This window comes from Mucilaginibacter inviolabilis (genome assembly GCF_011089895.1).
Lineage (GTDB): Bacteria > Bacteroidota > Bacteroidia > Sphingobacteriales > Sphingobacteriaceae > Mucilaginibacter > Mucilaginibacter inviolabilis.
The window spans coordinates 1-21,173 of the sequence record NZ_JAANAT010000004.1 but is presented as its reverse complement, the minus strand read 5'-3'; the positions used below and the strand labels follow the sequence as shown (position 1 = coordinate 21,173).

Here is a 21,173-nt window from a genome sequence, read left to right as displayed (position 1 = left end):
ACGTCATGAAAAAGCTCATCCTCCTCATCGCTATTATTACTTGTTGTATCAGCTGTTTTGCGCAAAATACTACTAAACCTATTTATGATGCCGCCCTGGCTAAAAAACTGGGTGCCGACCAATATGGCATGAAAAAATATGTGCTGGCTTTTTTAAAAGAAGGCCCAACTCAACTCAAAGATTCCGCTGCTCGGATGCAGCTGCAAATGGCTCATTTAAAAAACATTGGCCGTTTAGCTGCCGAAGGCAAACTGGTAATGGCAGGGCCTTTCTTGGATGATCAACCTATCCGTGGCATATTTATTTTTAACGTAGAAACCCTTGAAGAGGCTAAAAAGTTAACCGAGACCGATCCGGCTATAAAAGCGGGTACTTTAATTATGGAGCTACATCCCTTTTACTGTTCGGCTGCGTTGATGGAGGTTGTGAATATTCATAGCAAGCTGCAAAGCAAAAGCATAACCGATTGATATATGGCTGTTACTGAGATTATTGATTTTTTAAAAGATAAAGCTGATGCAGGTTACCTGACAGGTATGAAACGTTATGGTATCGACAATACAAATGCAATCGGCGTTCGCCTGCCAGAATTGCGAAAGCTGGCCAAAATCATTAAAAAAGATCATCAACTGGCACTTGCTCTTTGGGATACAGGCTTGCATGAAGCCCGTCTGCTGGCATCGCTAATTGACAACCCAGCCCAGGTTACCGAAGAACAAATTGATAACTGGACAAAAGATTTTTATTCCTGGGACTTGTGCGACCAGGTATGTGGTAATTTATTTGATCGAACTCCCTTTGCCATGAGTAAAGCGCTTGAATTTAGCGCTCATGAAGCAGAATTTATTAAAAGAGCAGGCTTTGTACTCATGTCCGAATATGCCGTACATAATAAAAAAGCTACTAATGAATTGTTTATAGCGCTAATGCCCATAATTGAACGAGAGGCCTGGGATAACCGGAACTTTGTAAAAAAAGCGGTAAACTGGGCCCTCAGACAGATCGGAAAAAGAAACGAAATTTTAAAAGCAGTAGCCATACAAACAGCCCAAAATATTTCTAAACAAGATCACAAAGCTGCCAAATGGATAGCTTCCAATGCCCTTGCCGAATTAATAGTTACACGCTCATAATCTCCTGTTAACACAAAAACGAATTAAAAACAGGACATTCGTTTTAAAAATATCAGGTTTTAACCTTCTTTTTTTCTTTGGCCATCCAATTATTGGCTCTTTCTCAAAAAATCACAGCTCAAATTACAGTTCTAGTATCTTTTTACAATTAAATGTAGAAAAACCATGACCAAATCAACTATTTTGAGCAATGAATCTATCCAAATGGCAATATTTTAATATAATAAATTTTATTTGGTAATCATCAGTATTAGAGTTGTTTATATAATTTCAAATATTATATTTGAAGTCCGGTGATTTAAACTTTAATGTTACAGATCAGAAAAAAACATCCACAACTTATGGTTGTAATTTTCATGATTTTAAATTATGGCACATAATTTTCTTGTACAGAGCGTGTCGTTACCAAAAAAATGAGTAGGTATTAATTTATATGAGTTTTTCTGAGGATAAGTTTTCTGATGACAGCAGGCTGCATCTTGCTCAAATAATTGATAACATTAATGCAGGCATTTGGGAATATAATATTAATACCAGGGCTATTAAATGGTCGGCAGGTTTTTATAGTATTTTGGGATACGAAACCAACGAAATTGAATGTTCCAATCATATATTTTTTGACCATCTTTTATACCATCAGGACAAAAGCGTTTTTCTGAACGCCTTAAGTGATCAAAGCTCAAATCCTGCTAAACCGATTCATATAAGATTACTCACCAAATCATCCGGATACCATTGGTTTGAAAGTACCATTAGAAGGCAACATGATAAAAGCGGGCAAATCATCTATGGTTCTATTATTAATATAAACCAGTATAAACAAGCAGAACTAAAAGCCGCACGCAACGATCAGCATTATGGCGATACTATCAGGATTGCTAAATTGGGCAGCTGGGAAATTGATGCCGCTTCTCTTAATTTAACGTTATCCAAACAGATATACGATATTTTTGAATTACAAACCGAAATAAAGCTCAGCATTGAAGAAACAGTAAGTTTTTTTGAACCGCCCTATCGGCCTGTTATACAAAACGCCATTAATAACGCATTAGAATTTTGCCAGCCTTATGACCTCGAATTATTATTCAGAACAGCCAAAAACCATGTAATCTGGGTAAGGGCTAAAGGAGTACCTATCATTAACGAATATGGCCGTTGTATTACGATAAGGGGCATTTTACAAGATATTGACAGCAATAAACGTAAGGGGCTTAGCCTGGAATCATCACTCAATTTACTGACCGATCAAAACAGGCGTCTGCAAAATTTCGCTTACATTGTATCACATAACCTGCGATCACATACCGGTAATTTACAGTTCATGGTGAACCTGTACGAAGAAACAGAACTGGCAGAAGACCGTACCGAAATCTTCGCGCACATCAAATCGATCAGCGGCAGCTTAAACGCTACAATCGAGCATTTGAATGAGATTGTTAAGATACAGACCGAAATTACCAACGAACGGAGCATCATTAACTTTGAGGCCATTTTCAACAACATCCAGTCTGCTATAAAAAGTAATATAGAAGCAGTTAACGCCCGTATAGAATATGATTTTAGCCAATCTCCGCAAATAAGCTATATACCGGCTTATATGGAAAGTATTTTGCAAAATTTGCTTACTAATGCTTTAAAATACAGCCATCCGGAAAGGCAACCTCTTATCAAATGTTATACTTTAAAAGAACGGAATCATATTTACCTCATATTTGAAGATAATGGAATAGGGATAGATCTTGACCGCTATGGCGATAAGGTATTTGGCATGTACAAAACATTTCATCAAAACCCCGACGCCAAAGGTATAGGCCTATTTATTACCCGTAACCAGATAGAAGCACTTGGCGGTACCATTAAAGTTGAAAGCACCGTAAATATTGGCACTAAATTTACCATTAAGCTGGTATAATTTAAACTGATAAATGATTGTACCCGCTCCTCTGGTTAATGCCTGTATTATTGATAATAACAAAATTTACGCTTACGGATTTAAAAAACTACTCAGTATCAAAGACCTGAGCAATCAGGTTACGCATTTTAGTAATGGCAGTGAAGCAATCTCCCATTTAAAAGATCCTTGCAACGCTTACAATTTACCTGATATTATATTTCTTGACCTTAGTATGCCTGTAATGGATGGCTGGGAGTTTATGAAAGAATTTGAGGAAATAAAATCACAGTTGGGGAAAAAAATCTTCATTTATATACTCAGCTCCTCTATTGACTCACACGATGTTGATCGTGCAAAAAGTATCCCATCTGTTTCGGGCTACATTTTTAAGCCGGTAGACGTTCCACGCCTTCAGGAGATCTTCAAAAACCTGCAAGGAATAGCAAGGCAGTAAAAAAATTAGCACAGGTATTGTAAAACAATATCTGTGCTAATTCAAATATATTATTCAATATAGCTTTCCAATATTTTAAAGCCACCGGTTGTTTCCAACTCCACCTGATCGATGCTTTTTGGCAGTAAAATGCATTCACCCATTTTTACTTCATATTGCTCACCATTATACTTTATAGCGTAAGCTCCCTCTACACACACATGAATTACAAATGAATCAAGAGTTGAGTAATCTTTAGAGGTGCTATGCGTAAAATCGAGCAGGTTAGTTGTAAAATAAGGACAAGTAACCAGCTTTACGGTTTCGTCCTTTTTAGGCTGATAACTGGTTTTATATTCCGGGTAGTGTTTATAGTCGATAGCGGCAAGTGCTTCCTGGGTGTGCAACTCCCGTTTGTTGCCTTTATCATCAACCCGGTCAAAATCGTATATACGGTAAGTAATATCCGATGTTTGTTGGATTTCGGCGATCAGCAAACCTTTACCAATGGTGTGTACCCTACCAGCCGGCAAAAAGAATACATCGCCCGCTGTTACATCTTCCTTATTCAAGATATCTGTAAGATGACCACTGTTAAATTTATCCAGGTAAATCTGCTCGTTAAGTCCCTGATTAAAACCAGCAATCAAGGTTGAACCAGGGTCGGCTTCAATAACATACCACATCTCGGTTTTTCCAAATGAATTATGGCGCTTTTTGGCCAGTTCATCATTCGGGTGTACCTGGATAGACAAATCTTCATTGGCATCAATAAACTTTACCAGCAAGGGAAATATGTTACCAAAATGCTCGTAAACTTTTTGGCCTACCAGTTCGCTTTGATATTTCTCCAACAAGTCTGCCAGTGATTCACCGGCCAGTTCCCCGTTGGCAACTACAGACACATCAGATTTTACACCTGATATTTCCCAGGTTTCGCCACAGTTAGGTAAAGCACCAAAATCTTTATGCAGATAGGTTTTGATTTTTTGACCACCCCAAATTTTATCTTTATAAATGGTTTTAAATTTTAACGGATATAATGTTGACATCGGTTTTGTTTTTATAGCGCTAAGTTAGGAGTTAAAAAAAGAAACAGATAAACCGATTCAGCTTTTTTTACCAAAAACTTGCGGGCACAAAAAAGCCCGCTTTTTAAGGGCGGGCTTTTATATAATTTAAGCGATAGCTTATTTACCTAATTTAGCTTTCAGGTTTTCGTTTATAGCTTCTAAAAACTCTTCGGTGTACAGGTAATCAATACCATGTTCCACTTTTGGTTTTATAGTGATGGCCAAATCTTTAGTCATTTTGCCACTTTCAACAGTTTCTATACAAACCTGCTCTAAAGTTTTGCAGAAGTTAACAAGCTCATCGTTTTTATCCAGTATACCACGGAACTCTAAACCACGTGTCCATGCAAAGATTGACGCAATTGGGTTTGTAGACGTTGGACGGCCAGCCTGGTGCTCACGATAGTGACGGGTCACTGTACCATGCGCTGCTTCGGCTTCCATAACAGTACCATCTGGTGTAACTAAAGTAGAGGTCATTAAACCTAATGAGCCAAAACCTTGTGCAACCGTATCTGACTGTACGTCGCCATCGTAATTTTTACAAGCCCATACAAAGTTACCATTCCATTTTAATGCAGATGCAACCATGTCATCAATCAGGCGGTGCTCGTAAGTAATGCCCGCTTCAGCAAATTTTTGTTTATAATCCTGCTGATAGATTTCTTCAAAAATATCTTTAAAACGACCATCATATTTTTTCAGGATGGTGTTTTTAGTTGATAAGTATAAAGGCCAGCCTTTCATAAGCGCCTGGTTAAAACAAGCGTGTGCAAATCCTTTTATAGATTCATCTGTGTTATACATGGTTAAAGCAACACCATCGCCCTTAAAATTATACACTTCGTATGATTGCTCAGCTCCACCATCTTCGGGAGTAAAAGTTACGGTTAGTTTACCTTTTCCTTTAGTTAAAAAATCGGTAGCGCGGTACTGATCGCCAAAGGCATGACGGCCAATACATATAGGAGCAGTCCAGTTAGGAACCAAACGCGGCACATTAGCCATTACAATAGGTTCGCGGAAAACGGTACCGTCCAAAATGTTACGGATAGTTCCGTTTGGCGATTTCCACATTTGTTTTAAGCCAAACTCTTCTACACGGGCCTCATCAGGTGTAATAGTGGCACATTTGATACCTACACCATATTTTAAGATAGCATTAGCGGCATCAATGGTCACCTGATCATTAGTTTCATCACGATACTCGATACCCAGATCATAATATTTGATATCAAGGTCCAGATAAGGAATTATCAATCTGTCTTTGATAAATTTCCAGATAATTCGGGTCATTTCATCGCCATCCAGTTCAACTACCGGATTTTCTACTTTAATTTTTGACATACCTGATGTTGTTGTTTTTTATTTTAATGGCTTCAAATATATTAAATAGACTTTACCATTTTCATTAATAATAAATGAAATTTGATTTATTTGGGCCCAAATGCTTGTTATGGCAGGTTTCTTGTGTTTGCTGGTGCAGATACTATTTTCATAAAATTAAACGTTGGTAGATAAACAGATTGCCAATTAATAGCCCCCTAATGTCTATTATGACAAAACTGATATTAAGAACAGCACTCACAGCTATTTTATGTACCAGCGCATTTTTAGCGAAAGCCCAGTTAGGTTATGATTATGCACAGTATGATGTTGGCGCAGGCGTTGGTATTAACTACCCCATCGCCACAGACGTAACCAAAGCGTTAAAGTATACTTCCTCGGCCCAATTTAATTTCACGTATAACCATGGCCCCTTTGTAAACTATGTTTTTGAAGGGCAGTTTGGCAGCCTTAAAGCCGGCGATCCGAATCAGGGATATGGCCGTATCTTCGAAAACCATTTTTGGGCATTTGCTTTACGCGTACAGTTACAGGCCGGCGAGTTAATAGATTATTCTAAAAGCCCTGTAGCTAATGCATTTAAAGGCTTTTACGTTTCAACCGGCATCGGATATCTTGTAAACCATGTAAAAAAAGGTGGCGATAATACGCTGCCGGCAGGGGTACAACCTCCGGGCGATAATAACAGCCAAATACCTTATATACCGGTACGAATAGGTTATGAGATAAAGTTATTTAACCAATACAATGATCCCGGTATTAAGATAGATCTGGGTTATCAATATAATAAGGTGATGGATGATAACCTTGACGGATATAAGGCTGGGCGCCATAACGACGCATTTACGCAATTTATCCTGGGTATAAAAGTTGGTATTGGTGGTATAACCTCTTACCGTAAACAGATATATTATTAATTACTCTTTTTGAATTTTGGCAAGGTTTTTTGGTATATTTAATCAAAGCAAAAACCGATGAACAATCAAAATATAAACCCCGGATTTGATGATGATTATGAAGACGATGACGCTTTAAATGATAACAGCGCCGATCGGGACAGAACATTAAAAGACGAATTAGGCGAAACTATTGACAAGGAGGATCTTAAATACAATCCTGACGACAACAGCTTTGAATATGATGTAAGAAGCGATGATCCGGATTACGATCATCCGGATCCATACAAAACCTCGGTTAAGAACGGCAACGACATGAATTCTACCTATGACGAGGCCAACCCTTATGATGATACTGACGATGAATATGCGGGAAAAAGATCATTGGAAACAGATGTTGACGATCTTGGCATGCACATTGACGAGGGCGATATTGTAGAGGTTGACCCCGCAGATTCTGCATTAGCACACACTCCTGAAGATGATCGTGACGATTTGGATGAAGAGGGTTATCCTAAAAATGATTCGGAATTCTTTAAGTAATTTTAGTTGTGGGTGATGAGTAATGAGTTTTCATAACTACTTTCCGCTCACAACTCATCACTAACTAATTCCCTAATCAAAATCAAGATTAAATCGGTTACGGAGGTCGACCAGCTGAGGGTTGCGGGCAGCCAGGTACTGAAATTTCTCAACAGCCGTATATGGCTTTCTAACTACCTCCTGTTCGTCAACACGGGCATTTACTTCAATAGTAAAGTTTCTTAACCGCCCCCGCAGATAATTGTGCAAAGCTGGTCTTTCTTCCTTAAATAAGTTTTCCTGCAGTTTGGTGCCAACCACTATCTCAAACTCATAGGGCTTAAGCATCCGTGGAGCATTAGCTATAAAAATAGTTACCAGGTTCTTTTTACCATCTGCCTTAATTTTTGCGGCAAAATCGCTCCAGCACTGTAAAAAATTGTCCATGGTAAAATCATCTCGGTCATTTCCTTTTAAATAAGGATCTTCCTCCTCTGCTTCTTCTTCAACCGTTTTACCGGTATCTGTAAGTGAAGGTATTTTTATGGATAACGAACCCAGACTTGGCGAGGGTATAAATATTTTAGGCTTTTCGGCAGGTGCTTGCTCTTTTACTTCTGCTACCTGTTTATTTTCAACGTTTTGCGGTTTTGTTGTATTATAAGACAGGGGTGTGTCGCTTAATACAGCCGCATCATTATTGATCTTATTGGCTTGTGCCGGCGCCGCTACTGCTGAGGTATCAGGTTTTTTTTTTAATGACCCGTCGGTGGCGGATGTTGCTGTAAGCGGCGAAGCCACCATATTAAATGCCGAGGGCAAATGGCACATTTTGAGCAATGCGAGCTCAACCTGGAGTCGCTGATTTTTACTTAGCTTATAATTGATATCGCACTGGTTGGCAATATTCATAGCCGAAAGTAAAAACGATACCGGGCTGCTTTGCGATTGCTGCAGGTATTTACTCTTAATTCCCTCGCTTACCTCCAATAATTTTAAAGTTGACTGATCTTTACTTACCAGCAGATTGCGAAAATGCTCACACAAGCCGGCTATAAAATGAGCCCCGTCAAATCCGCGTGATAATATTTCGTCAAAAAATAACAGTGCCTTGCCCGTATCTTCCTGTAGCAGGCTATCGGTTATGTTAAAATAGTAATCGTAATCAAGTATGTTCAGGTTATCAATTACCGAGCGATAGGTAACCTTACCACCAGAAAAACTAACGATCTGGTCAAACATGGATAAAGCGTCACGTAAACCGCCATCGGCTTTTTGCGCTATAATATGTAGACCATCAGGCTCATAGCTAATATTCTCTTTACCAGCAATAGATGCCAGATGCGCAGCCATATCCTCTACGCGGATACGGTTAAAATCAAATATCTGGCAGCGTGAAAGTATAGTGGGCAGTATTTTATGTTTCTCGGTAGTAGCCAATATAAATATGGCGTAATGAGGTGGTTCTTCCAGCGTTTTCAAAAAAGCGTTAAAAGCCGCCTGCGACAGCATGTGCACCTCATCAATAATATAAACTTTATACCGTGCTGCCTGTGGTGGTATACGTACCTGGTCTATCAGGCTCCTGATATCATCAACCGAATTGTTTGATGCGGCATCCAGTTCATGTACGTTAAAAGAATTTCCATTCTCAAACGCTTTACAGGAGGCGCACTCGCCACAAGCCTCGCCATTAGGTTGTAAATTGGTACAATTGATAGTTTTGGCCAGGATGCGTGCGCAGGTAGTTTTTCCCACACCACGCGGCCCGCAGAATAAAAATGCCTGAGCCAGCTGATTATTTCTAATAGCGTTTTTAAGTGTGTTGGTTATATGTTGCTGACCAACAACAGTTTCAAAAGTAGCCGGGCGGTATTTACGAGCCGAAACAATAAAATTATCCACAGCTACGAAGTTAGCAAGAAAATGCCTGAAGTTAAAGTATCGATGAAACGATTGTGTAATTAAACTATTTGGTCTTACTCGTCGTCATCATCTGGCTGAGGGTAATCACCTTCCGGATCAGGTTCGTTCAGATCATCATCTACCTGTATTTCATGCAAATCGTCTACATGATCATCAAGGTCATCGTCTTCGTCAATCCAATCACTTTCAAACTCATCCTCTTCACCGGGAGCTAACATCGTGATGTTATTATAGGACGGTAATACTGTATCCTGATATTTAAGATCTACAAATTCCATAAAAAATAATTTACGTTTTAACTACTGCGCTAAATATAAGCTTCGTAAATTAAGTTTAATGACTATTATCTATAAAATATCAACACTTAAAATTTCTTTTACTTTATAATAACCTTTCGCCTGTGGTAAATATACTTCGATCTCCTGCCATTTTATACTTGCTTTTTTCCCGACATATTTTGTGGTTCCATTCATAAAGTTTTCTGATCCCGGAAACTGGCGAAGCCAGATAAAAGATTTTTCGTTGCCGGTATTGTCTGTTAAAACTATATAATTAAACCCCTTATTATCTATTCGTTTAAACGTTCCGCTGGTTACTTGCTCAGCTACAGTCACAGCCGCATCTTCATCCTTTTTTCCCATGAGCATAGCCAATTTTACAAATGATGAGCAGTTGCGTTTTAACAAATTCGCCCCTATTTCTGTGCCGATACGGTTCATAGCTGCATCATCGGTAAATTCTGCATTTTGTTCTTTGGCAAGATCCGGCAACAAATCAGCATGTGCAGTAAAACATTGCATAAAAACATCGTTTGCTTCCTTAGCCGTTTTTATCTTTGAAATATCAATTTTAGACATGCAGGCACAGATCGAATCGAGCATTTTTTGTTGTGCAGGACCCGGTTCCGTTTGGGCATTAACTACACTGCAGTTAAGCGCGAAGACGGTGATAATAAGGCTCAGGTATTTTTTCATATTGGGTTTTTCATCAAATATATATTTTGATCTTTATTTTATACTGAAACAATTTGATTTTCATGCTAAAAACATTTGATAAATACAGATAATATTTCTACATTTGCAGCCCCGTTATAGCGGGTAATTAATTAAAAATCAAAGTATAATAATGCAACAGTACGAAATCGTGATCGTTCTAACCCCGTTGTTATCAGAAGAAACTGCTAAAGAAGGCATTGCCAAATTTAGCAAAATCTTAACTGATGGCGGAGCCGAAATTGTCCAGGAGGATAATTGGGGTTTGAGAAAATTAGCGTACCCTATTCAAAAAAAGACTACAGGGTACTATCACTTAACTGAATTTAAGGCTCCAGGTGAATTAATTAACAAATTGGAGGTAGAGTTAAGGCGCGATGAGCGTGTTTTGCGTTTCCTGACCATTGCTTTGGATAAACATGCCATTGCTTACAATGACAAAAAACGCAGCGGTGCTTTTAACAAAAAACCAGCAGCTAAAGTGGAGGACGCAAACTAATGGCTAACGAACAAATTAAATACGTTACCGCTCCCAAAGTGGAGGATAACCGTAAAAAATACTGCCGTTTCAAAAAGAACGGTATTAAGTATATTGATTACAAAGACGCTAACTTTTTATTAAAGTTCATTAACGATCAGGGTAAAGTATTACCACGTCGCTTAACCGGTACTTCATTAAAGTTCCAGCGTAAAGTGGCTCAAGCCGTTAAACGCGCACGTCACATTGGTTTATTACCTTACGTTACAGATTCATTAAAATAATAGGAGATTCAGAAAATGGAAGTTATTTTAAAACAAGATGTAAAAAACCTGGGTGATAAAGACGATGTAGTAAACGTTAAACCAGGTTATGGCCGTAACTACCTTTTACCAAAAGGCTACGCCATACTAGCTACAGAAAGCGCTCGCAAAGTTTTAGCTGAAAACTTGAAACAAGCTCAGTTTAAACAAGAAAAAATCCGTAAGGATGCTGATGCGATAGCTGCCCGTTTAGAAGGCGTTAAACTTAACATTGGCGCTAAAGCCGGTGAAAGCGGTAAAATTTTCGGTGCCATCAACACTATTCAAATTGCTGATGCATTGAAAAAAGAAGGCTTTGAAGTTGACCGTCGTCGTATTACTTTTGATCAGGAGCCTAAGTTTGTTGGTGAATACATCGCAAACGTAAACCTGCACAAAGAAGTAAAAGTACAGGTTCCTTTCTCAGTAGTAGCTGAGTAATTTATATTTCGGAATTCGGAGTTTTGATTTCGGATTTTGAACTTAATTGTAGAATTTTAGAGGGTGTTTTGCATTGGCAAAGCACCCTCTTTGTTTTATAGAATTTATTATCAATTGTGAAACGCACTCCCGCCCCATCGTCAAAAAAAGGCTCAAAATCAAAGTCAAAGTCCTGGTTTTCAAAACTTAAAAACAATGGCATTGCCCGGCTTTTATTTAGAGTTATAAAACTTACCTTTTTACTCTTTGTAGGGCTAAGCTTGCTGGGTGTGTTATTTTACCGTTTTGTAAACCCTCCTTTTACCTGGTTGATGATAGAACGCGGTTTTCAGCGTAAAGCCGCCGGCAAGGATTGGAAGATTGACAAGCAATGGAAAGATTTTGATGATATATCTGACAATATGAAACGAGCAGCGGTTGCCGCCGAAGACCAAACCTTCCTGGAGCATCACGGCTTCGATTTCCAGGCCATTGAAAAAGCTATTGAAAAAAATGCGCACAGTAAAAAGCTCATTGGTGGCAGCACTATATCGCAGCAGGTGGCCAAGAACGTTTTTTTATGGGATGGCCGTTCCCTGTTACGTAAAGGCATCGAAGCTTATTTTACGGTATTGATAGAAACCTTCTGGAGTAAAAAGCGTATCATGGAGGTTTATTTAAATGAGATTGAAATGGGTGATGGTATCTACGGTATTGAAGCTGCCTCACAAGCCTATTTTCATAAATCAGCCGCTGACCTAACCAAACATGAAGCAGCGGCCATAGCAGTGATATTCCCGAGCCCGCTCAGATGGTCGGCCACCAATCCTACCCCTTATTTAAAACACCGGCAATATCTGATCATGAAAAATATGCGCAGATTAGGTCCGTTGGATTTTTAAATCCTGCTTTTAAATACATGTCATTTTTTTATATTCAGCTTTCTCGGAATCCCTCGAAGAAAATCCAGAGATATAAAGCTGAAAAGTGAGCAATTTCAGGAGTCTTTGAGTGGGTTTACATGTAAACCCACTTTTTTACAACATAATCAATATAACTTATTGATTACAAATACATTAACCAAATTCTAACCATAAAAAGTGTAAACCCATGTAAACCCACTTTTTATCTTACTTATATTTCCAATTTCTTGATTTACCTTCAGCTATCCATTCAGCAGCGGTTTCCATTCTTTTTTGGCGGGTAGCTTCTGTTTTAGCATCGGTAATCCATTCTACGTATTCCTTTTTATGGGAATAACTAAAATCATAAAACACCTGTACAGCTTTAGGGTAAGCAGCTAAAAAATCAATAAAATAATCAGGGATCACTAATTCAGCTTTTTCGGAAGGAGCTTTTTTCGGGCTGGCTTTTTTTATGCCTTTTTCATTTAGTTCGATACCACGCAATACGTACGCCATCAGCGTTTCTTTGGCAGGAAGATCAGCAATACTCATAACACGACCAAAACTGCCTGCAGAAGCATCCTCTGTAGGTTTTAAATCACCACTTATAAGCGACCATCGCCAGAAGCCAAAGGCGCAATGCTGTTTAAAGGCAGCCATTTGACATACCGGTCCTTTATAATCAAAAAATGGCATTCCCCATTTTACGGTTTCGGTGATTAAAGGCGATGCTTCATGAACCACCTCCCGGATATACTCCAGTATTGGTTTTGCAAAATCAGCCGCTTGGTTAATATAAAGATCAACCCGATTATCGTATTGTTCCATCATTAAATTTATGCAAACAACCTAACTTTAGCAATAGTGCTATTAGCTAACCAGATCTCTGAATAATTGTATATGCCAGCTATTTTTAAAAGGTACTTCCCATTTGCTTTCCAGTTCAGTTACATTTTGCACCATGTTATTATAAACAATGGTTTCGGTATTTATCTTCCCTTGTTTCAAAAGGTCTTCAAAAGCATGTCGTGGTAGTGAAAGCACCTCTCCACCTTCCCTGTAAGCCAGATTAAACCTGTCGAACAGATTGATGTGATAGTGCTGCTCCAGATGCTTCATAAAATGAACCGATTTGTCAATAGAGCATCCACTGGCACCTTCCTGACTTTCATCAACTATTAAAATCAAAAAGCGGTTATACCTGATTTCGGCACCGGCTTTTAACTGGTTATTGTGGGCCGTCCAACCGGTGGTAAAATCATCCAGTTCCTCCTGTATCTGTGCCACTTCAGGATCAGTTAATTTCCGGTCAGACTGATATATCCAAACTCTTGAGTGTTGAGAAAATTCCATTTACAAAAATATCAATTTATTAACTTCGGGTTACATTTTGTTGTCATGAAAAAATCACTTCAGCCGCAAACAAAAAAGATTTTAGTATTTACCCTCATTTTACTAGCCGGATGGGTAAATTATAGCTTCAGGCCACAAACAGACGATCAGGAATGGCTCAGCTGGAGCAATAAATGCCTCACGGAGTCATACAATCCACCGCCTGATATCAAATTAAAAAAGTGGGAACTGACCCTTACCAACGACTATTTTTTACGTCTCAGAAAAACTTATCAACATGGCAGGCAGGAATATTTTTCGTTTAATTTACACCGTTTAAACCAGGTACAATACCAGGGCGATGATAAAGCCGGCACCCTGGAATTAAGCACCAATGCTGATGATATTATTGTACAAACCTATGAAGACCCCAAGGGAGATATCGACTCTATGTCGACAGTATTAGAACTACCTGTCAAAAATATGAGCTCAATCCGTTTGGATAGCTTAAAAAACGCATTAAACTATTTTAAGGCAAAGGCTTTATAGCTATTTACTTTTTTTCCTGTATTGAAGCAAAGGTACATAATCAGCCTCGGCAATGTCCATAACCTCTATATAAGGTTCGATATTTTCCTGCTTAATTTTATCCTTTTTTATTCTGAAAAAATACCGGCTCTCAAATCTTGACGGGCCATCATACCCAACAGTCACTTCATAATACGGGCTATCAGAAGTAGGTTTTGCGGTTATCATGACAGAAGCTGAGGCTTTATATTTTTTTAATTCGATGTTCAGCTGTTTAACTTCAACTAACCTGAATAATTTATCTATAAGTATATCCTCGATACCTTTGTCTTGCTGATAGCTAGTACAAGCTACTTTATCTTTTGCGTTAATATTGGCAGATGCCATAAAAAGCAAAAAACAGAAACAATATGTTTTCATGCGAGATATGCTATAAACCATTTGCCCGAACAGTAATCTCGGCAATGTCCAACACCTGTATCTCCTGTTCCTTATCCTGATGTTTTACACCATCGGTAAGCATAGTCATGCAAAACGGACAGGCAGCGGCAACAACCTGCGATTTTGCTTCCAGGATGTCAACCATACGTTCCATGTTGATCTCTTTTTTGCCGGGTTCCGGCTCTTTAAACATTTGGCCGCCACCCGCACCACAGCATAAGCCGTTTGACTTGCAGCGTTTCAGCTCCACCAGTTCCGTATCTAAAATTTCAAGGGCTGCTCGCGGTGCTTCATAAACATTATTACCCCGACCCAAATAGCATGGATCATGAAAGCTGATACGTTTACCCTTAAAGCTTTCTCCGCCTTCTGCACGAAGCTTTCCTTCATCAATCAACTGCTGGATAAGCTGCGAATGATGGATCACTTCATAATTACCACCTAAACCTGGATACTCATTTTTGATGGTGTTAAAACAGTGTGGGCAACCGGTCACTATTTTTTTAATATTATAACCATCAAGCACCTGTATATTGGTCATGGCCAGCATCTGAAATAAAAATTCATTACCGGCCCGTTTGGCCGGGTCGCCGGTACAGCTTTCCTCGGTCCCTAAAACGGCGTAGTTAATTCCCACATGTTGCAATATTTTACAAATATCACGGGTTATCTTTTGTGCTCTTTCGTCAAAACTACCGGCACAGCCAACCCAAAACAATATCTCGGGTTCTTGTCCTTGCGCGGCCATATCGGCCATGGTAGGTATTTTTTGATCCATTATTTATGATTTTCCTCAGTTAATCAAGCGACTCACTGATCTCGGTTATAAATTCGTTTATACTGCTATAATTTTTAAAGCTAATTGCTGAGTTAATAGAATTCAATTGTTCTAAGATATCAACGGCTAAAGCTAAAGCAGTATTTTCCTTTCCAAACATATTGGCATCCCAATTAATCCCGGCTAATACTTCATTATCAGCCATCTCCATACACCAGTTTTCCAAAAACTCGGCCAATGGGATTTCAACAGGCAAGTAACCCTTCCAATCATCCCTGGCACAGGCCTTGGCATAGGCTCTGTCTGACCAAAATGGGATCACATCCACATCTTCACTGTCATTAGAATGAGAGTTAGCCCAGCCATTTTTGCTTTTTAACGCCCACACCAGTTTTGACGCGGCCGTTTTTTCTATAAATAGTTTATATTTTAATTCGGTAGTTGCTGTATCCTGTAACATATCGCTAGTCATTATAAGCCATCAACTTACTCATTATTCGCCCAATTAAATCTATCGGCCTGGCTGTATTTCCATGGAGCTCCGTTATTCTCTACATTGCCAAACATATTGTTGAGGCTGGCCGGCGCCTGCGACTCTTCCATTACGATATAACGACGCATTTCTGTAATGATCTCCAACGGATTAATATTTACCGGGCAGGCCTCAGCGCAGGCATTACAGGTAGTACAAGCCCAAAGTTCTTCTCGGGTGATATAGTTATCCAATAGTGTTTTACCATCATTATGGTCTTTGCCATGCTTATCCAAATTATTACCCACTTCGGTAAGCCTGTCGCGGGTATCCATCATAATTTTCCGGGGTGATAACAGCTTCCCAGTGATATTAGCCGGGCACACGGAAGTACATCTGCCACACTCGGTACAAGTATAGGCCTCCATCAGATTTTTCCAACTCAGGTCGGTAACATCTTTGGCGCCGAAACGTCCGGGTTCACCTGTGTTCTCCGGAACAAAAGAGGGATCAAGCATGGCCTTTACTTCATTAGTAACCGACGCCATATTGGTAAACTTGCCTTTGTTATTCAGGTTGGAGTAATAAGTATTGGGAAAAGCCAGCAGAATATGGAAATGCTTGGAATATGGCAAATAATTTAAAAAAGCCAATATTCCTATAATGTGGAACCACCAGCAAGACCGTTCAACCATTTCCAAAGCGCTGGCATTATTGGGCAATAACGGGGCTATTAACGAACTTACCGGAAAGCTACCCGCTTTAACATAATGACTAAAATGCAATAACTGCAGTTTATAATCGGCAGCATTCATAGTTAAAAAAGCGCTCATTAACAAGATTTCTGTAATGAGGATATAATTGGCGTCAGACCGCGGCCATTTGGTCATCTCGGTGCCTGTAAACCGTTTTAAATGGACAATGTTACGCCTACAAAGAAAAACAACGCAGGCCGTAAGTACCAACACCGCTAATACTTCAAAGCTTCCTATCAAAAAGCCATACAAACTTCCTAACGGATGAGAAAATATACGATGTGAACCGGATACCCCATCGATCATGATTTCCAACACTTCCAGGTTAATGATCACAAAACCGATGTAGATAAAAAAATGCATAACGGCAGCAACCGGACGTTTTACCATCTTAGTTTGTCCCAAAGCTACCTTTGCCATTACTTTCCAGCGCTCGGCTGGCCGGTCAGATCGGTCAGTATCTTTCCCCAGCAAAATATTACGCTTTATTTTAGCCACGTTTTTGGCAAACAGGTAAACGGCAACCCCTAAAATGATAATAAATATAACTTGTGCAATCATTATGCGTGCATAGTATTTTATTCAAAGTTAATTGAATTGTTGAAAGAGAAAAATGTTTTAAGATTGAAAAATATCTTTAAAGCTAAGTAACTGATTAACTGCTTAATTGTTTAATTTCAAAAACGAATACCTATTCTCCAGAGAATATTTTTAAACTTTTTTCAAAAAAAACTTTTCAAACATAAAAAAAAAGCTACATTTGCACTCCCCAAACGGAGGTATCATAGCTCAGTCGGTAGAGCAAAGGACTGAAAATCCTTGTGTCGCTGGTTCGATCCCAGCTGATACCACACCTCAAAGTCTCTTAGTTATACTAAGAGACTTTTTTTGTATAAAAGTACCTTTACAGCTTCAAAGTACAGTTTTTGCTAATTTATTAATAACTCCTTGTTTGGTTTCTGTTTCCTCAATTCCTATTTTCTATTTCGTATTTGACGACTTTGATGAGTATTTGGCACAGTTTGGTCTTTAGTTGGATAGCAGCTTAGTGAGTTCAGGCTTTGTTCCTCCATGTTTATATGTTTAATAAATGAATAATTATGCTCTTAAGCGTTTAGTGGATAGGGTTGATCAACCTATAGATTCCCTCTCTCAAATAAGGAGATATCCATCCAACAGCTTCCTAATAATGATAGAGCATATCATGTATGCCATAAATGGCTTCATTCAACATGCTAAGACCACGTTAACTTATAAAAAATAAAGTCCAACGCTTTGTTGAGCTTTATTTTCGCATTGTAAGTGCTATATCCATATTACGCACTGATCACAAATCAGCGCGAGGGTGATACACAACCAACCTGATACACTACCCTTTTCGGCGTATATAGTAAAGCTTGTTTGTCGCCGAAGAATAAAGAAAAAAATATTGTTCTGTGTCGTTAATTGATATATAACTGTAGAAATTTCGGGGATTTAGTATCTCGTTTTTAAATAAAATGGCACAATCAGAAGTGTTAAGATTATTAGCGCCTATGGTAAATCTATATAGTTTTATAACACCTTTATTGATAGGACAGTTCCGCCATTTGCCAATAGTCGTTTCCTTGGTGACAGTACCATTCTCCAAATTGCGAAACTGAGGGTAGTTATTATTAATTTTGACGTCACCAAGAGAATACACATAAAGCTCAAAAAAATCTCCACTTGTAGTGATGCCAATGAAGTTTTTTTTACAGACAAGCTTTGTTTTACCATTGTATCCAACGAATATTTTCGCAAAATCAGCTCTCTGTAATGCATCGAAAGCGAGGTCATCATATATTAAATATAAGATTCCTAAAATTAATACAATAGATAATAGTTTTAACACTTTTCTCATATCGTTATTTTTCAATTGGTACAGTTGCATGTCCATAGCTCTTAATAACGAAATCTTTTCCGTCATTTGACCCTCCGGGTCTACCCGAACTTGTAGTAAAATTTCTTAGTAGTCTATTTTTTTCATGCCGAATTTATAAGTATCTACCTTCTTTTCTCCGCTACTGCAAACGTCCCGCTTGTGGTAAATGTGCAAGGCTTTAGCTATGTAATTATTACGCTCACCATTCCACTTAAACCTGCATAATCCCGTGCACTGCTATGAAGATATTCGTAGTCATGTTCCACTGTTTCTGATACAACAGGGTTATTATGAATATAATCTATCTTTTGTTGTATCACTTCTGCACTCTATAGCCCAACTGGTTGATTATGCTGCAGCCAAAATTCAACCCAAAATACGGTAACGTAACCTACAAAATATAACCCCTCAGCATTTTTAAATTTATAATTACGACTCATTTGTTAAAAACACCTGCTTTTTCTGTAATTTAATCAGGCTTGTTTAGGGCAAACGTGCCGCTTGCAACAGCCAGGAAAATCAACTTTAGCAGTAAAAAGTAAAGCCCAACCGTTATGGTTGGGCTTGGTATTATATTTACCTGCCTGTTTGCCACAAGCGGCATGCTTGCGGGAGCGGGGGGAAGTTAATTAAGCTTTTCACCGGCTTGCGTTCTCAATATAACTTCGTCAAGTTTCTTAAAAATCGTTAGAAGTGCATTTTGACTTAAATTATCTATCCTGAAAGCAGGAATATTACTTACCAAACTCCTTTGTATCTTTCCAGCAACTAAATAATAATAATAATAACGCGTATAAATAGTTGAATGTACATCATCCAAACAAGCATTAATTATATGTTTTTCTTCAATTGGAGCGTCAGTATAGTCTTTTAGTAGACGCAATAAATCAGGATTCCGAATGATTATTGCATTCTTATCGTCATTCTTGTAAACCCATTTATTACTAACTTTATATATTCTATTTAAGATTATATTTGCTGAATAATCCCCGGATTCTTGTATTCTTATGATATCAAAATTAAAGCCAGAATCAAGTAAAGTATTTATTCGTTTATTTACAACAACGGGAGGTTTTTGAACAATTTCAAGAAAGCATTTTTTATCGCTTCCTTCATTATTTACTTGGGCTAACAAAAGACAAGGCGATCCCCAAAATGCGATAAACAAAATTACCCCTTGATAAATTTGTAATTTACTTCTTTTCATCGTCAATGAGGTTTATTGGTACAGTTGTTTCGGAATAACCGGTGCTATTAATAGACTGCTTGGTTAAGTCGTAAGTCTTCCTTAATGGAATAATTTTGTGAGTCGGATCAAATTCAGATCTAATTAAATTCTCGGTTCGGCCTGCCGATTTTTCCTGGGCAGCTCTTGTATCAAAATTTGCCTTGAAAATAGCGTTTTGGATATCAATAGGCTTATCTTTCAAACCAAATTCAGGTTCTACCTTAAAATTAACTCCATTATTCATGTCTATAGCATGTTTTTGTTCATGCCCAATAATTATAGATTGAGGGGCTCCATCTGGTGATTTTTCGTTCAGATTTATAAAAATGTCTGCGCCATTACCCTTTTTAGGATCAACCTTGTCTCCCTTCATATTAACGTGACTACCTTCTCGATCCCCATCTTTCTGATTAAGATGGATTGTAAAAACATTGTCCGATTTCTTTAACTCTTTCCATTGTTTTTTGGCAGTTTCTGAATTACGATTTAATTCTCTTTGACGTTTCATATACTCCTTTTTATCTTGCCTTGAAGTACCTTTTGCAAACTCTACCTCCATCCCATCAGGATCTATTTTCCCTATTGGATCGTCCTCCCCGTAAACATAAGGGCTCCACCTTCTCCCTTTCTCCGCCAGCGGATCAATAGATGTCCATCTTGCAATCACTGGATCATAGAACCTTGCACCATAATCATATAAGCCCAGGTTCTCCTGTAATTCCTTCTTATTGTAAAGGTACTCATTTTTCGGGCTGGCTACACTTGTGCTGATCTCCATACCAAACGCATAGTAATCATCTACCTGTACCTGACGGGTGGTACCCGTGCCCGTGTCAAAGTTCACCCTGCTGTTACCCAAATGGTCTGTCAGGCTGTATTCATAATTGTAGCTTGTGGCATCTTTTGGTAAAGCTCTTCCTTCTTCTGTCTGGATAAAGGTGATCGTAGATGACGCCGATGTACCGTCATACTGGATCCCTGATATATAATCCGTCTTGGCCGTATTGATCAGCCTGCTTAGTTTTTGTCCTGTAGCGTCATACGTATAGGTGGTACTCTTGCCCGTGATCGCCTGTGGCAGGTTCAGCAGGTTATAGCTGATACCGGTGATCCCTTTGCTGTTGTCGGTGAGCAGGTTGCCGTTACCGTCATAGGTATAACTCGTTGTTCCATGCATTTGCCCATAATCGTTTGCTGTTGCATCTGTTACGCTTTGCAGGGTATTGGTACCCGTAGTATAGGTATAGCTCAACTGGTCTACCGGGGTATTGGCTTTGTCCCGCTTCAATGCCGTGATATTACCCATCATATCATAGGTTATCCCGGTTTCATTGTTCCCTGTTGTTGCCCCTGCGGAGGTCAGCCGGTTCAGCTGGTCGTAGTAATACGAATAGTGGTTGTTCAGGTTTCCTGCC

25 protein-coding genes and 1 tRNA gene are annotated in these 21,173 nt (G+C 38.8%); 12 read left to right on the top strand and 14 right to left on the bottom strand.

Features of this window, described 5'->3' with window-relative positions; genetic code table 11:
• Window positions 1–5 precede the first annotated feature (5 nt).
• The 4 genes from G7092_RS23530 to G7092_RS23515 all read left to right on the top strand — a co-directional run bounded on the left by G7092_RS23530 (window position 6) and on the right by G7092_RS23515 (window position 3,481).
• Window positions 6–470, top strand: a complete 465-nt coding sequence (locus G7092_RS23530) for a YciI family protein (protein WP_166093240.1) — start codon at window positions 6–8, stop codon at window positions 468–470.
• Between the two features lie 3 nt (window positions 471–473).
• Window positions 474–1,133 (top strand): DNA alkylation repair protein, encoded by a 660-nt coding sequence (locus G7092_RS23525; RefSeq protein WP_166093238.1) that lies wholly within the window; start codon window positions 474–476, stop codon window positions 1,131–1,133.
• 433 nt (window positions 1,134–1,566) lie between these two features.
• The gene (locus G7092_RS23520) at window positions 1,567–3,045 is read left to right on the top strand and encodes a sensor histidine kinase (protein ID WP_166093236.1); all 1,479 of its coding nucleotides are present in this window, start codon (window positions 1,567–1,569) and stop codon (window positions 3,043–3,045) included.
• A 13-nt stretch (window positions 3,046–3,058) separates the two neighbouring features.
• On the top strand, window positions 3,059–3,481 hold the full coding sequence (locus tag G7092_RS23515; RefSeq protein ID WP_166093233.1) for a response regulator: 423 nt from the start codon (window positions 3,059–3,061) through the stop codon (window positions 3,479–3,481).
• A gap of 50 nt (window positions 3,482–3,531) precedes the next feature.
• Here G7092_RS23515 and G7092_RS23510 read toward each other — a convergent pair whose 3' ends face one another.
• Together G7092_RS23510 and G7092_RS23505 are read right to left on the bottom strand one after the other, a co-directional pair.
• Entirely contained in the window at window positions 3,532–4,512 is a 981-nt protein-coding gene (locus G7092_RS23510; protein ID WP_166093231.1) for a type I phosphomannose isomerase catalytic subunit, read from the bottom strand.
• Between the two features lie 138 nt (window positions 4,513–4,650).
• On the bottom strand, window positions 4,651–5,880 hold the full coding sequence (locus G7092_RS23505; RefSeq protein ID WP_166093229.1) for an NADP-dependent isocitrate dehydrogenase: 1,230 nt from the start codon (window positions 5,878–5,880) through the stop codon (window positions 4,651–4,653).
• Between the two features lie 209 nt (window positions 5,881–6,089).
• Between G7092_RS23505 and G7092_RS23500 the strand changes: the two genes are divergently transcribed.
• Together G7092_RS23500 and G7092_RS23495 are read left to right on the top strand one after the other, a co-directional pair.
• A complete protein-coding gene (locus G7092_RS23500; protein ID WP_166093226.1) occupies window positions 6,090–6,797 on the top strand; it encodes a hypothetical protein in 708 nt (235 codons plus the stop codon).
• A 57-nt stretch (window positions 6,798–6,854) separates the two neighbouring features.
• Window positions 6,855–7,319, top strand: a complete 465-nt coding sequence (locus G7092_RS23495) for a hypothetical protein (RefSeq protein ID WP_166093224.1) — start codon at window positions 6,855–6,857, stop codon at window positions 7,317–7,319.
• Window positions 7,320–7,391: 72 nt separating this feature from the next.
• On the opposite strand, the gene G7092_RS23490 is transcribed toward G7092_RS23495, so the two are convergent.
• The 3 genes from G7092_RS23490 to G7092_RS23480 all read right to left on the bottom strand — a co-directional run bounded on the left by G7092_RS23490 (window position 7,392) and on the right by G7092_RS23480 (window position 10,081).
• Window positions 7,392–9,203 (bottom strand): DNA polymerase III subunit gamma/tau, encoded by a 1,812-nt coding sequence (locus G7092_RS23490; RefSeq protein ID WP_166093221.1) that lies wholly within the window; start codon window positions 9,201–9,203, stop codon window positions 7,392–7,394.
• Window positions 9,204–9,277: 74 nt separating this feature from the next.
• Window positions 9,278–9,502 (bottom strand): hypothetical protein, encoded by a 225-nt coding sequence (locus G7092_RS23485; RefSeq protein WP_166093193.1) that lies wholly within the window; start codon window positions 9,500–9,502, stop codon window positions 9,278–9,280.
• Window positions 9,503–9,571: 69 nt separating this feature from the next.
• Window positions 9,572–10,081: a hypothetical protein gene (locus G7092_RS23480; protein ID WP_166093219.1), complete on the bottom strand. Its 510-nt coding sequence runs from the start codon at window positions 10,079–10,081 to the stop codon at window positions 9,572–9,574.
• Between the two features lie 268 nt (window positions 10,082–10,349).
• On the opposite strand from G7092_RS23480, the gene rpsF reads away from it, so the two are divergent.
• The 4 genes from rpsF (at window position 10,350) to mtgA (ending at window position 12,318) form a co-directional block, all read left to right on the top strand.
• Window positions 10,350–10,715 carry a 30S ribosomal protein S6 gene (rpsF, locus tag G7092_RS23475; RefSeq protein ID WP_166093217.1) on the top strand — a complete coding sequence of 122 codons (366 nt, stop codon included), beginning with the start codon at window positions 10,350–10,352 and terminating at the stop codon, window positions 10,713–10,715.
• Complete coding sequence (gene rpsR / locus G7092_RS23470; RefSeq protein WP_022833472.1) at window positions 10,715–10,978, top strand: 30S ribosomal protein S18; 264 nt, start codon at window positions 10,715–10,717, stop codon at window positions 10,976–10,978. The genes rpsF and rpsR overlap by 1 nt, the downstream gene beginning before the upstream one ends.
• A 15-nt stretch (window positions 10,979–10,993) precedes the next feature.
• Window positions 10,994–11,437 (top strand): 50S ribosomal protein L9, encoded by a 444-nt coding sequence (gene rplI / locus G7092_RS23465; RefSeq protein ID WP_166093215.1) that lies wholly within the window; start codon window positions 10,994–10,996, stop codon window positions 11,435–11,437.
• Between the two features lie 116 nt (window positions 11,438–11,553).
• On the top strand, window positions 11,554–12,318 hold the full coding sequence (gene mtgA / locus G7092_RS23460) for a monofunctional biosynthetic peptidoglycan transglycosylase (RefSeq protein WP_438861467.1): 765 nt from the start codon (window positions 11,554–11,556) through the stop codon (window positions 12,316–12,318).
• 228 nt (window positions 12,319–12,546) lie between these two features.
• On the opposite strand, the gene G7092_RS23455 is transcribed toward mtgA, so the two are convergent.
• The gene (locus tag G7092_RS23455) at window positions 12,547–13,152 is read right to left on the bottom strand and encodes a YdeI/OmpD-associated family protein (protein WP_235953931.1); all 606 of its coding nucleotides are present in this window, start codon (window positions 13,150–13,152) and stop codon (window positions 12,547–12,549) included.
• A 39-nt stretch (window positions 13,153–13,191) separates the two neighbouring features.
• Window positions 13,192–13,674 carry an ABC transporter ATPase gene (locus G7092_RS23450; RefSeq protein ID WP_166093212.1) on the bottom strand — a complete coding sequence of 161 codons (483 nt, stop codon included), beginning with the start codon at window positions 13,672–13,674 and terminating at the stop codon, window positions 13,192–13,194.
• A 45-nt stretch (window positions 13,675–13,719) separates the two neighbouring features.
• Between G7092_RS23450 and G7092_RS23445 the strand changes: the two genes are divergently transcribed.
• Window positions 13,720–14,202, top strand: a complete 483-nt coding sequence (locus tag G7092_RS23445; protein WP_166093210.1) for a hypothetical protein — start codon at window positions 13,720–13,722, stop codon at window positions 14,200–14,202.
• Here G7092_RS23445 and G7092_RS23440 read toward each other — a convergent pair whose 3' ends face one another.
• Genes G7092_RS23440 through G7092_RS23425 form a run of 4 tightly spaced genes read right to left on the bottom strand, consistent with a single transcriptional unit; the run spans window position 14,203 to window position 17,188 of the window.
• Window positions 14,203–14,601 carry a hypothetical protein gene (locus tag G7092_RS23440; RefSeq protein WP_166093208.1) on the bottom strand — a complete coding sequence of 133 codons (399 nt, stop codon included), beginning with the start codon at window positions 14,599–14,601 and terminating at the stop codon, window positions 14,203–14,205.
• Window positions 14,602–14,611: 10 nt separating this feature from the next.
• Window positions 14,612–15,400: a (Fe-S)-binding protein gene (locus G7092_RS23435; RefSeq protein WP_166093206.1), complete on the bottom strand. Its 789-nt coding sequence runs from the start codon at window positions 15,398–15,400 to the stop codon at window positions 14,612–14,614.
• A 19-nt stretch (window positions 15,401–15,419) separates the two neighbouring features.
• Window positions 15,420–15,860, bottom strand: a complete 441-nt coding sequence (locus G7092_RS23430; RefSeq protein ID WP_166093204.1) for a DUF2750 domain-containing protein — start codon at window positions 15,858–15,860, stop codon at window positions 15,420–15,422.
• 26 nt (window positions 15,861–15,886) lie between these two features.
• Window positions 15,887–17,188, bottom strand: a complete 1,302-nt coding sequence (locus G7092_RS23425) for a 4Fe-4S dicluster domain-containing protein (protein ID WP_166093202.1) — start codon at window positions 17,186–17,188, stop codon at window positions 15,887–15,889.
• Window positions 17,189–17,405: 217 nt separating this feature from the next.
• Between G7092_RS23425 and G7092_RS23420 the strand changes: the two genes are divergently transcribed.
• A tRNA-Phe gene (locus G7092_RS23420) sits at window positions 17,406–17,478 on the top strand.
• Window positions 17,479–17,996: 518 nt separating this feature from the next.
• Here G7092_RS23420 and G7092_RS23415 read toward each other — a convergent pair.
• The 3 genes from G7092_RS23415 to G7092_RS23405 all read right to left on the bottom strand — a co-directional run.
• Window positions 17,997–18,509 (bottom strand): hypothetical protein, encoded by a 513-nt coding sequence (locus tag G7092_RS23415; protein WP_166093200.1) that lies wholly within the window; start codon window positions 18,507–18,509, stop codon window positions 17,997–17,999.
• 646 nt (window positions 18,510–19,155) lie between these two features.
• Window positions 19,156–19,737, bottom strand: coding sequence for a hypothetical protein (locus G7092_RS23410; protein WP_166093197.1), 582 nt, complete (start codon window positions 19,735–19,737; stop codon window positions 19,156–19,158).
• On the bottom strand, window positions 19,724–21,173 hold a 1,450-nt coding region (locus tag G7092_RS23405), incomplete at its 5' end, for an RHS repeat domain-containing protein (protein ID WP_166093195.1). The genes G7092_RS23410 and G7092_RS23405, both read right to left, overlap by 14 nt.

Bases quoted from the DNA above. Each gene is read 5' to 3' on its own strand.
- G7092_RS23530 (WP_166093240.1), top strand. From the start codon at position 6: ATGAAAAAGCTCATCCTCCTCATCGCTATTATTACTTGTTGTATCAGC.
- G7092_RS23525 (WP_166093238.1), top strand. From the start codon at position 474: ATGGCTGTTACTGAGATTATTGATTTTTTAAAAGATAAAGCTGATGCA.
- G7092_RS23520 (WP_166093236.1), top strand. From the start codon at position 1,567: ATGAGTTTTTCTGAGGATAAGTTTTCTGATGACAGCAGGCTGCATCTT.
- G7092_RS23515 (WP_166093233.1), top strand. From the start codon at position 3,059: ATGATTGTACCCGCTCCTCTGGTTAATGCCTGTATTATTGATAATAAC.
- G7092_RS23510 (WP_166093231.1), bottom strand. From the start codon at position 4,512: ATGTCAACATTATATCCGTTAAAATTTAAAACCATTTATAAAGATAAA.
- G7092_RS23505 (WP_166093229.1), bottom strand. From the start codon at position 5,880: ATGTCAAAAATTAAAGTAGAAAATCCGGTAGTTGAACTGGATGGCGAT.
- G7092_RS23500 (WP_166093226.1), top strand. From the start codon at position 6,090: ATGACAAAACTGATATTAAGAACAGCACTCACAGCTATTTTATGTACC.
- G7092_RS23495 (WP_166093224.1), top strand. From the start codon at position 6,855: ATGAACAATCAAAATATAAACCCCGGATTTGATGATGATTATGAAGAC.
- G7092_RS23485 (WP_166093193.1), bottom strand. From the start codon at position 9,502: ATGGAATTTGTAGATCTTAAATATCAGGATACAGTATTACCGTCCTAT.
- G7092_RS23480 (WP_166093219.1), bottom strand. From the start codon at position 10,081: ATGTCTAAAATTGATATTTCAAAGATAAAAACGGCTAAGGAAGCAAAC.
- rpsF (WP_166093217.1), top strand. From the start codon at position 10,350: ATGCAACAGTACGAAATCGTGATCGTTCTAACCCCGTTGTTATCAGAA.
- rpsR (WP_022833472.1), top strand. From the start codon at position 10,715: ATGGCTAACGAACAAATTAAATACGTTACCGCTCCCAAAGTGGAGGAT.
- rplI (WP_166093215.1), top strand. From the start codon at position 10,994: ATGGAAGTTATTTTAAAACAAGATGTAAAAAACCTGGGTGATAAAGAC.
- G7092_RS23455 (WP_235953931.1), bottom strand. From the start codon at position 13,152: ATGATGGAACAATACGATAATCGGGTTGATCTTTATATTAACCAAGCG.
- G7092_RS23450 (WP_166093212.1), bottom strand. From the start codon at position 13,674: ATGGAATTTTCTCAACACTCAAGAGTTTGGATATATCAGTCTGACCGG.
- G7092_RS23445 (WP_166093210.1), top strand. From the start codon at position 13,720: ATGAAAAAATCACTTCAGCCGCAAACAAAAAAGATTTTAGTATTTACC.
- G7092_RS23440 (WP_166093208.1), bottom strand. From the start codon at position 14,601: ATGAAAACATATTGTTTCTGTTTTTTGCTTTTTATGGCATCTGCCAAT.
- G7092_RS23435 (WP_166093206.1), bottom strand. From the start codon at position 15,400: ATGGATCAAAAAATACCTACCATGGCCGATATGGCCGCGCAAGGACAA.
- G7092_RS23430 (WP_166093204.1), bottom strand. From the start codon at position 15,860: ATGTTACAGGATACAGCAACTACCGAATTAAAATATAAACTATTTATA.
- G7092_RS23425 (WP_166093202.1), bottom strand. From the start codon at position 17,188: ATGATTGCACAAGTTATATTTATTATCATTTTAGGGGTTGCCGTTTAC.
- G7092_RS23415 (WP_166093200.1), bottom strand. From the start codon at position 18,509: ATGAGAAAAGTGTTAAAACTATTATCTATTGTATTAATTTTAGGAATC.
- G7092_RS23410 (WP_166093197.1), bottom strand. From the start codon at position 19,737: ATGAAAAGAAGTAAATTACAAATTTATCAAGGGGTAATTTTGTTTATC.